Source organism: Comamonas sp. lk (genome assembly GCF_900564145.1).
GTDB lineage: Bacteria > Pseudomonadota > Gammaproteobacteria > Burkholderiales > Burkholderiaceae_C > Comamonas.
This window is the reverse complement of record NZ_UOOB01000001.1, coordinates 1,003,204-1,017,738: the sequence shown is the minus strand read 5'-3', so window position 1 is coordinate 1,017,738 and position 14,535 is coordinate 1,003,204. Positions and strand designations below refer to the sequence as shown.

At 61.0% G+C, this 14,535-nt stretch carries 17 protein-coding genes; 1 reads left to right on the top strand and 16 read right to left on the bottom strand.

The features are described 5' to 3' along the window. Positions 1-44: 44 nt before the first annotated feature. The 15 genes from hisD to EAO39_RS04430 form a co-directional block, all read right to left on the bottom strand. Positions 45-1,361 carry a histidinol dehydrogenase gene (hisD, locus tag EAO39_RS04500; RefSeq protein ID WP_120966350.1) on the bottom strand — a complete coding sequence of 439 codons (1,317 nt, stop codon included), beginning with the start codon at positions 1,359-1,361 and terminating at the stop codon, positions 45-47. Between the two features lie 29 nt (positions 1,362-1,390). Beyond that, positions 1,391-2,044: an ATP phosphoribosyltransferase gene (gene hisG / locus EAO39_RS04495; protein WP_120966349.1), complete on the bottom strand. Its 654-nt coding sequence runs from the start codon at positions 2,042-2,044 to the stop codon at positions 1,391-1,393. After that, complete coding sequence (gene murA, locus EAO39_RS04490) at positions 2,041-3,312, bottom strand: UDP-N-acetylglucosamine 1-carboxyvinyltransferase (protein WP_120966348.1); 1,272 nt, start codon at positions 3,310-3,312, stop codon at positions 2,041-2,043. Before murA ends, hisG begins: the two co-directional genes overlap by 4 nt. A gap of 95 nt (positions 3,313-3,407) precedes the next feature. Beyond that, on the bottom strand, positions 3,408-3,650 hold the full coding sequence (locus tag EAO39_RS04485) for a BolA family protein (protein ID WP_120966347.1): 243 nt from the start codon (positions 3,648-3,650) through the stop codon (positions 3,408-3,410). Positions 3,651-3,726: 76 nt separating this feature from the next. Further along, positions 3,727-4,482: an ABC transporter permease gene (locus tag EAO39_RS04480; RefSeq protein WP_120966346.1), complete on the bottom strand. Its 756-nt coding sequence runs from the start codon at positions 4,480-4,482 to the stop codon at positions 3,727-3,729. Beyond that, entirely contained in the window at positions 4,479-5,402 is a 924-nt protein-coding gene (locus tag EAO39_RS04475) for an ABC transporter ATP-binding protein (protein WP_120966345.1), read from the bottom strand. The genes EAO39_RS04480 and EAO39_RS04475 overlap by 4 nt, the downstream gene beginning before the upstream one ends. A 110-nt stretch (positions 5,403-5,512) precedes the next feature. Further along, a complete protein-coding gene (locus tag EAO39_RS04470; RefSeq protein WP_120966344.1) occupies positions 5,513-5,842 on the bottom strand; it encodes an STAS domain-containing protein in 330 nt (109 codons plus the stop codon). Between the two features lie 17 nt (positions 5,843-5,859). Then, positions 5,860-6,489 carry an ABC transporter substrate-binding protein gene (locus tag EAO39_RS04465; protein ID WP_120966343.1) on the bottom strand — a complete coding sequence of 210 codons (630 nt, stop codon included), beginning with the start codon at positions 6,487-6,489 and terminating at the stop codon, positions 5,860-5,862. A gap of 66 nt (positions 6,490-6,555) precedes the next feature. After that, positions 6,556-7,335, bottom strand: a complete 780-nt coding sequence (locus EAO39_RS04460) for a VacJ family lipoprotein (RefSeq protein ID WP_120966342.1) — start codon at positions 7,333-7,335, stop codon at positions 6,556-6,558. A 26-nt stretch (positions 7,336-7,361) separates the two neighbouring features. Continuing rightward, positions 7,362-7,874 (bottom strand): outer membrane lipid asymmetry maintenance protein MlaD, encoded by a 513-nt coding sequence (gene mlaD / locus EAO39_RS04455; RefSeq protein ID WP_120966341.1) that lies wholly within the window; start codon positions 7,872-7,874, stop codon positions 7,362-7,364. A 28-nt stretch (positions 7,875-7,902) separates the two neighbouring features. Continuing rightward, a complete protein-coding gene (mlaE, locus tag EAO39_RS04450) occupies positions 7,903-8,685 on the bottom strand; it encodes a lipid asymmetry maintenance ABC transporter permease subunit MlaE (RefSeq protein WP_120966340.1) in 783 nt (260 codons plus the stop codon). Next, complete coding sequence (locus tag EAO39_RS04445; protein WP_120966339.1) at positions 8,682-9,506, bottom strand: ABC transporter ATP-binding protein; 825 nt, start codon at positions 9,504-9,506, stop codon at positions 8,682-8,684. Before EAO39_RS04445 ends, mlaE begins: the two co-directional genes overlap by 4 nt. A gap of 223 nt (positions 9,507-9,729) precedes the next feature. Next, the gene (locus EAO39_RS04440) at positions 9,730-10,482 is read right to left on the bottom strand and encodes an amino acid ABC transporter ATP-binding protein (RefSeq protein ID WP_120966338.1); all 753 of its coding nucleotides are present in this window, start codon (positions 10,480-10,482) and stop codon (positions 9,730-9,732) included. 147 nt (positions 10,483-10,629) lie between these two features. Then, positions 10,630-11,283: an amino acid ABC transporter permease gene (locus tag EAO39_RS04435; protein ID WP_120966337.1), complete on the bottom strand. Its 654-nt coding sequence runs from the start codon at positions 11,281-11,283 to the stop codon at positions 10,630-10,632. 162 nt (positions 11,284-11,445) lie between these two features. Beyond that, entirely contained in the window at positions 11,446-12,252 is an 807-nt protein-coding gene (locus tag EAO39_RS04430; protein ID WP_120966336.1) for an amino acid ABC transporter substrate-binding protein, read from the bottom strand. A 186-nt stretch (positions 12,253-12,438) separates the two neighbouring features. Here EAO39_RS04430 and EAO39_RS04425 point away from each other — a divergent pair, with 186 nt between their 5' ends. Next, positions 12,439-12,879 (top strand): DUF3293 domain-containing protein, encoded by a 441-nt coding sequence (locus tag EAO39_RS04425; protein ID WP_120966335.1) that lies wholly within the window; start codon positions 12,439-12,441, stop codon positions 12,877-12,879. 113 nt (positions 12,880-12,992) lie between these two features. Here EAO39_RS04425 and EAO39_RS04420 read toward each other — a convergent pair whose 3' ends face one another. Continuing rightward, positions 12,993-14,468, bottom strand: a complete 1,476-nt coding sequence (locus EAO39_RS04420) for a glutamate synthase subunit beta (RefSeq protein ID WP_120966334.1) — start codon at positions 14,466-14,468, stop codon at positions 12,993-12,995. Positions 14,469-14,535: the final 67 nt, after the last annotated feature.

Below are 14,535 nucleotides of genomic sequence, written 5' to 3'. Positions count from 1 at the left end.
CGGCTTTTTTTGAGGGGCGGGGTGAGCAAAGTGCTTTTGCAGCTTTACTTCAAACGCATCTCTGCTGCACGGGCGTGGCCCTGCAAACCTTCGCCATGGGCCAGCACCGAAGCGATCTGCCCCAGTGTCTGGGCACCGGCTTCGCTGACTTCGATCAGGCTGGAGCGCTTCTGGAAGTCATAGACACCCAGCGGCGAGGAAAAGCGCGCCGTGCCGCTGGTGGGCAGCACGTGGTTGGGGCCGGCGCAGTAGTCGCCCAGGCTTTCCGATGTGTACGCACCCAGGAAGATGGCGCCAGCGTGCTTGAGCAGCGGCTCCCAGCGGTGCGGGTCGCGGCTTGAGACTTCCAGGTGCTCGGGCGCAATGCGGTTGCTGATGGCACAGGCTTCTTCCATATCGCGCGTCAGAATCAGCGCACCGCGGTCGGACAGGCTTTTGGCGATGATGGCCTTGCGCGGCATCTCGGGCAGCAGACGGTCGATTTCGCGCTGCACGGCAGCGATGTAGTCGGCATCGGGGCACAACAAGATGGACTGGGCCAGCTCGTCGTGCTCGGCCTGGCTGAACAGGTCCATGGCCACCCAGTCGGGCGGCGTCGTACCGTCGGCCAGCACCAGAATTTCGCTGGGGCCGGCAATCATGTCGATGCCCACGAGACCAAACACGCGCTTTTTGGCGCTGGCCACATAGGCATTGCCGGGGCCGGTGATCTTGTCCACTTTGGGCACGGTGGCCGTGCCGTAGGCCAGAGCCGCCACGGCCTGGGCGCCGCCAATGGTGAAAGCACGTGTCACGCCGGCCACATAGGCCGCAGCCAGCACCAGCGCGTTCTTCTCGCCCTTGGGCGTGGGCACGACCATGATGATCTCGGGCACGCCGGCCACATGGGCGGGAATGGCGTTCATCAGCACGCTACTGGGATAGGCGGCCTTGCCGCCGGGCACGTAAATGCCCACGCGGTCCAGCGGCGTGACCTTCTGGCCCAGCAAGCTGCCGTCTTCGTCACGGTAGCTCCAGCTTTCGCCATTGGCCTTCTTCTGGGCTTCGTGGTAGCTCTTGACGCGGCGGGCCGCCGATTCCAGCGCCTGGCGCTGTTCGTCGGGCAGGCTGTCGAAAGCGGCTTTGAGTTCGGCCTGGGTCAGTTCCAGCGCCGCCATGCTCTCGGCGCTCAAGCCGTCAAAGCGGGCCGTGTATTCGAGCACTGCCGCATCGCCACGCGCCTGTACGTCGGCCAGGATGTCGGCCACGCGCTGCTCGATGGCGGCGTCCGTGTCGGCCGACCAATGCAGACGCTGCGCAAAATCATGCTCGAATGTAGCATCAGCGGTTGACAGACGGGCGGGAGCAGCTACGAATTCCATAGTAATTACCGGCAGAGAGATCAGAGGGTTTAACTTTGATTCTTGGCAGCAACAGCCGCCGCAAACGAGTCAATGATGTGGCGCAGCGGCTCTTGCTTGAGCTTGAGCGAAGCCTGGTTGACGACCAGGCGCGAGCTGATGTCCATGATGGGCTCGACCTCGACCAGATCATTGGCCTTGAGCGTGTTGCCCGTGGAGACCAGATCGACGATGGCGTCGGCCATGCCGGTCAGCGGCGCCAGCTCCATGGAGCCGTAAAGCTTGACCATGTCCACGTGCACGCCCTTGCGCGCGAAGAAATCGCGGGCAATTTCAGGGTACTTGGTGGCAATGCGCAGACGCGCGCCCTGCTTGACCGCATGTGCATAGTCGAAGCCGTTGCGCACCGCCACGCTGACGCGGCACTTGGCGATCTGCAGATCCAGCGGCTGGTACAGGCCCTGGCCGCCATGCTCGATCAACGAATCCAGGCCGGATACGCCCAGATCGGCGCCGCCGTACTGCACGTACACCGGCACATCGGAGGCGCGCACCAGCACCACGCGCACATGGCTTTGGGTGGTTTCGAAAATCAGCTTGCGCGATTTTTCTATGTCTTCCGTCACCTCGATGCCGGCAGCGGCCAGCAGGGGCACGGTTTCTTCGTAGATGCGGCCCTTGGAGAGGGCGATAGTGATGCTCATGCCGAAACTCTCTCGATATCTGCACCCAGGGTGCGCAGCTTTTCTTCCATGCGATCGTAGCCACGGTCCAGGTGATAAATGCGATCCACCAGGGTTTCGCCTTCGGCCACCAGACCGGCGATGACCAGACTGGCCGAAGCGCGCAGATCGGTGGCCATCACGGTAGCGCCCGTCAGACGCTTGCCGCCCTCGATGCTGGCCACGCGGCCGTCGGTGGTGATGGCCGCGCCCAGACGCAGCATCTCGTTGACGTGCATGAAGCGGTTTTCAAAAATCGTCTCGGTCACCACGCTGGTGCCTTCGGCCACCAGATTCAGCGCCATGAACTGGGCCTGCATATCGGTGGGGAAGCCGGGGTACTCGGTGGTTCTGAAGCTTTGGGCCTTGAGCTTGCCAGCCGAGCGCACGCGGATGCCACCGGCCGAGCTTTCGCACACCACACCTGCGTCCTTGAGCTTGTCCAGCACGGCGCCCAGATGCTCGGCACGTGCATGGTGCAGCATGGCCTCGCCGCCGGTGGCTGCCACGGCGCACAAAAAGGTGCCGGCTTCGATACGATCGGCCACCACCTGGTGTTCACAGCCGTGCAGCTTGTCCACACCCTGGATCACGATGCGGCTGGTGCCGTGACCGCTAATCTTGGCGCCCATCTTGATCAGCATTTCGGCCAGATCGGGAATCTCGGGCTCCATGGCGGCGTTTTCCAGCACGGTCTCGCCATCCGCCAGAGCCGCAGCCATGAGGAAGTTCTCCGTGCCGGTCACCGTCACCATGTCGGTGGTGATGCGGGCGCCCTTCAGGCGCGTCCAGCCTTCGGGCAGGCTGGCATGCATATAACCGTTTGCCACGGTGATGATGGCACCCATGGCCTGCAGGCCCTTGATGTGCTGATCCACCGGGCGCGAGCCAATCGCGCAGCCGCCGGGCAGAGAGACCTTGGCGCGGCCGAAGCGGGCCAGCAGCGGGCCCAGGGCCAGCACCGAGGCGCGCATGGTCTTGACCAGCTCGTAAGGCGCTTCGGGCGTCAGACTGTCGGGAGCGACAAAGCTGATGCCGCCACGCTCGCCATGGCTTTCGGTGACAACACCCATGTTGTCCAGCAGGCGGCGCATGGTGGCCACGTCGTGCAGACGGGGCATGTTGTGCAGATGCACGGGCTCATTGGTGAGCAGGGCGGCGCACATCTCGGGCAAAGCGGCATTTTTGGCGCCAGAGATGATCACTTCGCCATGCAGGCTGCGTCCACCGCGAATCAGGAGTTTGTCCATGGCATCAAGCCTTGAATCCGTTATATAGATAAAACTGGCCGCCAGCCCTTTTACATAAAGCGCTGGCAGCTATGAAATTTGCTGCGAGCAGGCCCTCAGGCCTGCGCGGCTGCCCATTCTGCTGGCGTATAGGTTTTCATGGACAGCGCATGGACTTCATCGGTGGCCATGCGGTTGCCCAGCGTGGCATACACCAGACGCTGGCGACCCAGCAGGCGCTGGCCGTCGAACTGGGCCGACACAATGGTGGCATACCAATGCCGGCCATCGCCTTCCAGCGCAATGTGCTCGCACGGCAGGCCGGCGGTGATCAGGTCTTTGAGTTGGTCTGCAGTCATGGGTCAAAATGCCTAAAACGCAAAAGCTTGCGAAACCGTCCATTGTCTCGCAAGCCGTGGTGTATGAGTATTGAAATCAGTTACGGATCTTGTAGCCGGTGCGCAGCAGGTGCACGGCCAGCGCACTGACCAGCAACCACGCCAGGCCCACGATGCCCAAGCTTACCCAGGGGGACACATCGCTTTGGCCGAAGAATCCGTAGCGAAAACCGTCAATCATGTAGAAAAACGGGTTGATATGGCTGACAGCCTGCCAAAAAGAGGGCAAGGAGTTCACGGAATAGAACACGCCGGACAGAAAGGTCAGCGGCATGATCAAAAAGTTCTGAAATGCGGCCATCTGGTCGAACTTTTCGGCCCACAGCCCGGCAATCACGCCCAGCGTGCCCATCAAGGCACAGCCCAGGAAGGCAAACACCACAATCCACAGCGGCGCGGAGAAATCGGGCACGGCAAAGAACAGGGTAACGATGAACACCCCCGCGCCCACCAGCAGGCCGCGCAGCACCGAGGCTCCGACATAGGCCGTGAACCAAGCCCAGTGCGACAGCGGTGTCAGCAGCACAAAAATCATATTGCCCATGATCTTGCTCTGCACCAGGCTGGAGGAGCTGTTGGCAAAGGCGTTCTGCAACATGCTCATCATCACCAGACCGGGAATCAGAAACGCGGTATAGGGAATGCTGTCGTAGACCTTGACCCGGCCTTCGAGCACATGGCCGAAAACCAGCAGATAGAGCACGGCCGTAAGCACGGGTGCGGCAATGGTCTGAAAGCTCACCTTCCAGAAGCGCAGAACTTCCTTCTTGAGCAGGGTTTGCCAGCCGTTCATGCCGCACCTCCTGCGCCTTGGGCTTGATTCATGACGCTGATGAACACATCTTCCAGATCGGCACGGCGGATCTCCACGTCTTCGGGCGTCACGCCGGCTTCGCGCAGCGTGGCCAGCAGTTGTTCCACATCGGTGGCGTTCTGGGCGGGAATCTGCACGATGCGGCCGGTAATACGGGCACGTTCGGCCACAGACAAGGGCAAGGCGCTATCTGTTTTGAATTGCAGCACATTGCTGGAAGCGGATTTGAGCAGCTCGCTCATGGACGAGAGCTTGATGATCTCGCCGTGCTTGAGCATGGCTACGCGGCTGCACAAAGCCTCGGCCTCTTCCAGGTAGTGGGTGGTCAGCAAGACGGTATGGCCTTGCTTGTTGAGCTTGGCGATGAAATGCCACAGCGTCTGGCGCAGCTCCACATCCACACCGGCGGTGGGTTCGTCGAGCACGATGATGGGTGGTTTGTGCACCAGGGCCTGAGCCACCAGCACGCGGCGCTTCATGCCGCCCGAGAGCTGGCGCATATTGTGGTGGGCCTTGTCGCTCAGGCCCAGGCTCTCCAGCAGCTCGTCGATCCAGTCGTCGTTGTTCTTGACGCCGAAATAGCCCGATTGAAAGCGCAGCGCTTCGCGCACATTGAAGAAGGGGTCGAACACCAGCTCCTGGGGCACGATACCCAGCTTGCGGCGTGCGTCGGCATAGTTGGCCTGCACATCGCTGCCCTGAACCAGCACGCGGCCGCTGCTCGCCCTGGACAGGCCGGCCAGAATGCTGATGAGCGTGGTCTTGCCTGCGCCATTGGGGCCGAGCAAACCAAAGAATTCGCCTTCCTCAATATCCAGGCTGACCGATTGAAGGGCCTGAAACTCCCCCTTGGGGGTGCGGTAGGTCTTGGAGACGGATTGGAATGAGACTGCTGACATGCGAGGCAGATTCTAGGCCCACGGCGCCAAACTTGCTGTCGACCCGGGAACTGCACGACCGCAGCCGCCCAGACAGGGCCAAAAGCCCCCGTGCCCGGACTTAAGCGGTCTTAGTCCGCATTGCTGCTGCGCTTGAGGTCGCTGTCGTCCTCTACCGGCAGCAGCAGTTCCTGCACACCATAGAGCGCGGCCATGGAGCGCAATCCCTTGGGCAGACCTGTGATTTGCAGCTGCTTGCCCGCCGCCAGTGCGGCGCGGCGGCAGGCCAGCAGCACGGCCAGCGCCGAAGAATCGAACACCTTGACCGCGCTGGCATCCACAGGCACCTGCTGGCCGGCGTACTCGACCACCAGCGGGCGCAGGCTCAGCAGGCACTCACGCGCCTGGCGGTAGGTAAGCTCCCGAGGCAGCTGCAGTGTGGATGACTTGGCTTTTGGCATGACAGGCGCGACGGGGTTTACTGCGCCTTGGCAGGCATGGAGCTGCGCGAAGCCAGGGTCTTGATCAGACCGTCAATGCCGTTGGCATTGATTTCCTGTGCAAACTGGTTGCGGTAGGTTTCCACCAGCCACACGCCCAGCACGTTGAAGTTGTAGAGCTTCCAGCCATCGGCCTGCTTTTCCAGACGGAAATCCAGCTGCACGGGCTCGCCACGGCCGTTGACCTGGGTGCGCACCAGCACATCGGTATCGCCCGCCGCCATGCGCAAGGGCTTGACGGAAATGGTCTGATCGCCCACTTGCGACAGAGCGCCCGCATAGGTGCGGATCAACAAGGACTTGAACTCGTCTTGCAGACGCTGACGCTGGTCGGGCGTGGCCTTGCGCCAGGCCGGGCCGACGGCGGCCGAGGTCATGCGGCGAAAGTCCACATAAGGCATGACCTTGTCGTTGACCAGCGCATTGAGCCTGGTAGTGTCGCCTGTGCGCAGCGTGGCGTCTTTCTTGATGGTTTCCAGCACGTCCGTGGATACGCGCTTGACCAGGACATCCGGGCCCTCGTCAGCGGCATGTACGGCGGCGGGCAGGCCCAGATTCAAAGCCAGCAAGGCGCCAGCTGCCATGCTCCACATCCTACGATTCATCATAAATTTCTCCATTCACCGGCCGGTATCAGGTCCCGACCTTGCTGATTGACTGTTGGCGGTTGCGGCTTACTTGCCGCCATCGGGGGGCAGCTTACCAGCGTCGTCGTCATCATAGTTTTCCAGCTTGCCATCCCCGCCGGACACCGCGCCACCGATGCGTGAGCGCAGATACACATCGCGCGTCAGGCTGTATTTGTCCAGGGCCACGGAATCGAGCAGCTCGCCGGCCTGCAGATAGTTGGCACGGGTGTTGACCATGCGCAGCCCGAACAGGCTGTTGCGCAGGCGCACGTCGTCAATCGTGTTGGGCGGATAACCATAGGCATCCACCACCAGGCCTGCCGCATCACGCACCGTGGAAGGCCCCCACAAAGGGATCATCACGTAAGGGCCGGTGGGCACGCCCCAGCGCCCCAGGGTCTGGCCGAAATCCTGCTTGTAGCGCTCGATGCCGGCTTCGCTGGCCACGTCGAACAGGCCGCCAATGCCAAACACGCTGTTGACGGTAAAGCGCACCATGGAGTTGTAAGCCCCCTGGCCCTGACCTTGCAGCACATTGTTCACAAATGACCAGACGTCGCCCAGGTTGTCGAAGACATTGGTCACACCCTGGCGCGCCACACGCGGAGTCACGTTCTGGTAGGCCGTGGCCACGGGCTTGAAGACGGCGTCGTCCACGCTTTCGTTGAAAGAGTAGATGCTGCGGTTCAGAGACTCCAGCGGATCGGCCGGATTGGCCGCACCTGTCGTGGTTGCGCAGCCCGTGAGCAAGGCCGCTACCGAAATGCTAGCTACCAGCGCAACACGTTGAATGGCTTGGGCTTTGTTTTGCTTGAATTCTTGCATTGCTACAGTCTGTGGGCGTGTCGTCATCATTGCTTGCCTCCGGCATTTGCCGCGCCATTGCCTGCGCCCGCATCGCTGCTGCCGCCCTGCTCTGCCTTGCTGTAGAGGAACTGACCAATCAGGTTCTCCAGCACCACGGCAGACTGGGTGGCCGTCACGCGATCACCGGCCTTGAGGTTGTCCTCGCTGGCGCCCGCTTCAATTCCAATGTACTGGTCGCCCAGCAGGCCGCTTGTCAGAATTTTGAGCGAACTGTCCTTGGGAAAGGCATAGCGGGTATCCATGCTCATGGCCACATCGGCCTGGAAGGTCTGGTCGTTGAAGCCAATGGACTCCACACGCCCCACCACCACACCGGCGCTCTTGACGGCCGCCTTGGGCTTGAGTCCGCCAATATTGTCAAACCGGGCCGTCACGGCATAAGTCTTGTTGAAATTGAGACTCAGCAGATTGGCGGACTGCAAGGCCAGGAACACCAGAGCCAGCGCGCCGATCAGCACAAACAGACCTACCCAGACATCACTTTTGTTTTGCTGCATGATTTTTTCCTCTTGTACTTCTCTGGGCTCAGATGCTGAACATGGTTGCCGTCAGCAGGAAATCCAGCCCCAGCACGGTGAGCGAAGCCACCACCACGGTACGTGTCGTGGCACGCGAAACCCCTTCGGGCGTGGGTTTGGCCGTATAGCCTTCCAGCAGGGCAATGAAGGTGACGGCAATGCCGAACACCATGCTCTTGAGCACGCCATTGCCCAGGTCGTTGAGCCAGTCCACGCCTTGCTGCATCTGGCCCCAGAAGGCACCGCCATCCACCCCGATCATCACCACACCCACCAGCCAGCCGCCCATCACGCCCACGGCGCTGAACACGGCGGTCAGCAGCGGCAACGTGATCAGACCGGCCCAGAAACGCGGCACCAGAATGCGTTTGACGGGGTCAACCGCCATCATTTCCATGGCCGACAGCTGTTCACCGGCCTTCATCAGCCCGATTTCTGCCGTCAAAGCCGTACCGGCACGGCCGGCAAACAGCAAAGCCGTGACCACGGGACCGAGTTCGCGCAACAGGCTCAGGGCCACCATCAGGCCCACGGCCTCGGCCGAGCCATAGCGCTGCAAGATGTAATAGCCCTGCAGGCCCAGCACAAAGCCCACGAAAAGCCCGGAGACGCCAATGATGGCCAGCGAGTAATTACCCAGAAAGTGAATCTGGTCGCCAATCAGCCGCGGGCGTTTGAGCGCCGGCCCCATCAGGGCCAGCAGGCGCAAGAACAGCCGCACGCCCATGCCGATATTGCTCAACTGCTTGCGCAAGGCCGCGCCTATGCACGCGGGATGCAGGGGATTCATGCGCGGCGGCGGCTTTCTGATGCAGCGCCAAAATCTTCTTGGGCGCTGACACCGGGATAGTGAAACGGCACGGGGCCTGTAGGTCGGGCATTGATGAACTGCTGCACCAGCGGATCGCTGCTGGCACGCACCTCTTCGGGCGTACCCTGGGCGGCCACACCGCCACTGCCCAGAATCACCACATGATCGGCAACGCGAAAGGTTTCCTCCAGATCGTGGGAAACCAAAATCGATGTCAGCCCCATGGCGTCATTGAGCTGGCGAATCAGCTGGGCCGAGGTGCCCAGGGAAATCGGGTCCAGCCCGGCGAAAGGTTCGTCATACATGATGAGTTCGGGGTCCAGCACAATGGCCCGCGCCAGTGCCACGCGCCGGGCCATGCCGCCGGAAATCTCGCTGGGCATGAGCTTGCGCGCACCGCGCAGGCCCACCGCATGCAGTTTCATGAGCACGATGTCGCGAATCAGCTCTTCGGGCAGATCGGTGTGCTCGCGCAAGGGGAAAGCCACGTTGTCGAACACGTTCATGTCGGTGAACAAGGCACCGAACTGGAACAGCATGCCCATGCGGCGACGCGCAGCATACAGATCGGCGGCGCCCATCTGAGTCACGTCCCGCCCGTCAAATAGCACCTGGCCGGTTTGCGCATGGTTTTGCCCGCCGATCAGGCGCAGCACCGTGGTCTTGCCGCCGCCCGAAGCGCCCATCAGGGCCGTGACTTTGCCACGCGGCACCTGCAAAGACAGGTCGCGCAGGATGATGCGTTCACCATAGGCAAAGGTGACGTTGCGCAATTCCACAAAAGAGGCGTTGGATGACATGCGTTGAAAGCGGTACGAAAAACAGGCCGAAGGCGTATTGTGCCGAGAAGATGACCGCAAAGCTCGGGTTCACCCTAGATATACATACGCGAATGTATGTTTCTATAGCTTTTCCTATTGCAAGCAAAGGCAGAACTCCTGTTTCAGGAGCTTAAAATTTATACCTTGCCTGAAGATTCTGCAGATTTACTTCAAAGCAAGCAAATCTGCAGTACCTGCTTTTTTACAACATATTGTGCAAGAACGCCTTGGTGCGCTCGTGCCGGGGTGCGGCAAAAAACACTTCGGACGGGCCCTGCTCCACCACATGGCCGCCATCCATGAAGATCACACGGCTGGCAACTTCGCGCGCAAAGCCCATCTCATGGGTCACCACCAGCATGGTCATATGCTCTTCGGCCAGCTCGCGCATGGTGCGCAGCACTTCGCCGGTCAACTCGGGGTCCAGCGCCGAAGTCGGCTCGTCAAACAACAGGATGTCCGGCTCCATGGCCAGAGCACGGGCAATGGCCACGCGCTGCTTTTGCCCGCCCGAAAGATGGTTGGGATAGGCATCGCGCTTGGCAGACAGGCCGACCTTGGCCAGCAGCACCTCGGCCTTTGGGACGATATCCGAGCGCTTCAAGCCCTTGACGATCATGGGCGCCTCAATGATGTTCTCCAGCACCGTGAGGTGGGGAAACAGATTGAAGGACTGGAACACCATGCCCATCTTGCGACCGATCTTGCGGATTTCGGCATCGCCCACGTACTGGGCCTTGGCCTCGCCTTCGGAGCGCGCCAGCACCTCGCCTTCGATGACGATGGTGCCCCGGTCAATGGTCTCCAGGTGATTGAGACAGCGCAAGAACGTGCTCTTGCCCGAGCCCGAGGGGCCGATGATGGCCACCACCTCGCCGCGCGCCAGCTCCAGCGACACGCCACGCAACACGGACACGCTGCCAAAGCTCTTGTGGATGCTTTGGGCCGAAATCATTACGTCAGATGCAGACGTCATTACAAACTCTCCATCGCGCTCAGCGCTGAAAACTGGCACGCACCAAGACAGAGACGGCCAGCGAGGGCCGCCCCGACGCAAAGGCTGTCGTCCCCCTTGGGGGAAGCGGCAAAGCCGCTCAGGGGGTCACGCGTCATACTTCGCATGGCGGTTTTCAAGGTATTGGAAGATCCAGGTCAGCACCAACGTCATCACCAGATAGAAGCAGCCGGCCACGATGAACGGGGTGAAGGTGAAATCACGCTGCACCACGCCACGCGCCACGCGCAGCAAATCATTCAAGGCCAGCACATAGATCAGGGAGGTGTCCTTGACCAGGGTGATGGTCTCATTGCTGACAGGCGGCAAGATGCGTGCCCACATCTGGGGCAGCACGATGCGGCGCATGGTCTGGCCGTAGCTCATGCCCAGCACCTTGGCGCCTTCATACTGGCCGCGGTCTATGGACTTGATGCCGGCACGGAAGATTTCCGCAAAATAGGCCGCGTAATTGAGCGCAAAAGCCACCACGGCTGCCGGAAAGTCCGGCAGACGCACGCCGATCACCGGCACAAACGGCAAGGCGAAATACACGAACAGCAGCTGCAGCATCAGCGGCGTGCCGCGCATCAGCCAGATATAGGCGCCTACCGCCGAGCTCAGCGCCTTGATGCGGGAGATGCGCATCAGCGCCAGCGCTAGCCCCATGGGGATGGACAGCGCCAGGGTGATGAAAAACAGCTTGAGAGTTACAAGAGCCCCAGCTGACATGGGCCCCAAGAGCGAGATTACATATTCCATCGAATGGCCTTCAGTGTGGCACCACGGCTTTCAAAAGCCCGCCACAGGCTCGGGCGCGCAAAAGTGGGAAGTGTTTGCCAGCTTCCACCAGCACGCATTGTCGTTGCAAAGCAAAAAAAACCGGCAATGCCAGGCATTGCCGGTCAGCACTCATCCAGAAGATCAGTGCTTGATGACGTCGGCGCCAAACCACTTGTTGGCGATTTCAGCAGCCTTGCCGTCCTTCTTCATTTCGGCCAGCACGTCGTTGACCTTGTTGCGGGTGGCTTCGTCATCCTTGCGGAAGCCCACGCCATAGTCTTCGGTGCCGAAGTCGTCCGCCAGCACGGTGTAGTTCTCGGGCTTCTTGTTCACGTAGTAACGGCCCACCACTTCGTCGACCACCACGGTGTCCAGACGGCCGGCTTCCAGATCCATCAGCGCGGCGATGTTGTCACCATAGAGCTTGGTGGCCTTGAACTTGGCGTGCAGCTCGGCATCCTTTTCCATGGCCGTCACGGCGCTGGAGCCTTCCTGGGCACCCACGGTCTTGCCGGCCATGTCAGCCTTGGACTTGATGTCCGAACCGGCCTTCACGATGATGATCTGCTTGTTCACCATGTAGGGATCGGAGAACAGAATCTTTTCCTTGCGGGCTTCGAGGATGGTCAGGCCATTCCACAGCGCATCCACGCGCTTGCCCAGCAACTCGGCTTCCTTGGCATTCCAGTCGATTGGCTTGAATTCCACTTCGATGCCCGAGCGCTTGGACACTTCCTTGGCCATGTCGATGTCAAAACCCACCAACTCGTTCTTGTCGTCACGGAAACCCATGGGCGGGAAGTTGTCGTCCAGACCCACCACCAGCTTGGTGGCTGCAACCGCTGCGGGTGCAGGCGCTGCAGCAGTATTGGATGCAGGCTCGTTCTTGCCGCAGGCTGCCAGGATTGCAGTCAGGGCCACCGTGGCCAACAGGGTACGTTTTTTCATGGCGTCAAAGCTTGAAGTGGAAAAAAGCGAAAGGTCAGCCAGTGGGAACTGCCCGGCCGCAAAAGACCGAACGCCGCTGGCGCCGAATCCGCTATTGTCGCGCAGACAGAGGCCATCGTCACCCGCCCCGCTGCAAAACCATGCACCCGTTTAGAGCATGGCAGATAGCTCACCCCATGCACCGCCATGCCGCTCACCCCAACATCGCTACCTGCCGAACTTCAGCAAGCCTATGAAAATGCGCTTTATCGGGTGTTTGATCCCGCAGGAGCCCTCGTCCACACCTTGCGCGTGGGCCAGCGCGATGCATGGCTGCAGCAGGCCTATCTGGCACATCAAAGCACCAGCGCCTGCTACCTCACGGCCTGCAATCCGCTGGGTCAGCGCCTGAGCGATGCGGAGAACACACAGCGCATGCAGCAACTGCGTACCGCGCTACAGCGGCAAGGCTGGCGGTTTGAATCGGGCCAGGGGCAAGACCCCGCAGCCCTGTGGCCGGGCGAGGACAGCCTGCTGATCTGGGACATGGACCAGGCCACGGCCATGGCCTGGGGCCGGCAGTGGCAGCAGAACGCTCTGCTGTTTTGCGGTGCCGATGTGGTGCCAAGGCTGCTGTGGTTGCGTTAAAAACAGATGGAAAAGCCTTCAAGCCCATTATTTATAAGCACATAGAGCTATAAAAACAAAAGCACCCGGCCATGCGGGTGCTTTTGAGGCCGAAAGCCCGGAGCTTTTGAGAATCAGCGTGGCAGCTCGGAAGCGCCCATCAGGAACTCATCCACTGCGCGAGCAGCTTGACGACCTTCGCGGATTGCCCAGACCACCAGGGACTGGCCACGGCGAATGTCGCCGGCGGCAAACACCTTGCTCACATTGGTGGCATAGCCGCCAATGAATTCGGTGCCGGCCTTGGCATTGCCGCGAGCGTCCTTGTCCACGCCAAAAGCGTCGAGCACGGTAGCCACGGGATGCACAAAGCCCATGGCCAGCAGCACCATATCGGCTTCCCAGGTCTTTTCGGTACCGGGCACTTCGGTCAGCTTGCCGTTCTTGAACTCGACTTGCACCGTGGTCAGGCTCTTGACCTTGCCTTTTTCGCCGTTGAAGCTCTTGGTCGAGATGGCGAACTCGCGCACGCAACCTTCGTCATGGCTGGACGAGGTACGCAGCTTGATCGGCCAGTAAGGCCAGACCAGGGGCTTGTTCTCCTCTTCGGGCGGCATGGGCATGACTTCAAACTGGGTCACGCTCTTGGCGCCATGGCGGTTGGAGGTGCCCACGCAGTCGGAGCCGGTATCGCCGCCACCGATCACGATGACATGCTTGCCATCGGCGCGCAGTTGGTTCTTGAGCTTGTCGCCGGCATTGACCTTGTTTTGCTGGGGCAGAAACTCCATGGCGTAGTGCACGCCATCCAGCTCGCGGCCGGGCACGGGCAGATCACGCGACTGCTCGGATCCGCCGGTCAGCAGCACGGCGTCGAATTCGGCCTGCAACTGTTCGGGGCTGATGGTTTCCTTGGCCCAGTTGGTGACCTTGGAATCCTTGCCCAGACCATCCTTGCCGGCAATCAGCACGCCGGTGCGCACCTTCAGGCCCTCGGCCACCAGTTGCTCCATGCGGCGGTCGATCAGGCTCTTGTCCAGCTTGAAGTCGGGGATGCCGTAACGCAGCAGGCCACCCACGCGGTCGTTCTTTTCAAACAAGGTCACGTCGTGACCGGCGCGCACCAGTTGCTGAGCGGCGGCCATGCCGGCCGGGCCGGCGCCGACCACGGCCACTTTTTTGCCAGTCTGGTATTTGGCAGGCAGGGGCTTGACCCAGCCTTCGGCCCAGGCACGGTCGATGATGGAGTGCTCGATGGACTTGATGCCGATGGCATCGCCGTTGATGTTGGCCACGCAGGCGGCTTCGCAAGGCGCGGGGCAGATGCGGCCCGTGAACTCGGGGAAGTTGTTGGTGCTGTGCAGCGTGGCGATGGCGTTCTTCCAGTCGCCCTGGTACACCAAGTCGTTGAAGTCCGGAATGATGTTATTGACCGGGCAGCCGTTGTTGCAGAAAGGCGTGCCGCAATCCATGCAGCGTGCAGCCTGCACCTTGGCCTGGTCGGTCGTCAAACCGATGACGAATTCCTTGTAGTTCTTCAGACGTTCCGCAACCGGGGCATAGCCCTCTTCGATGCGTTCGTACTCCAAAAATCCGGTGGTCTTTCCCATGATGTCTATTCCTTGAAATCTGTGTTCGCTCGCAGTGAGGTGGCGCATACAGCACCACCTCTCTCAG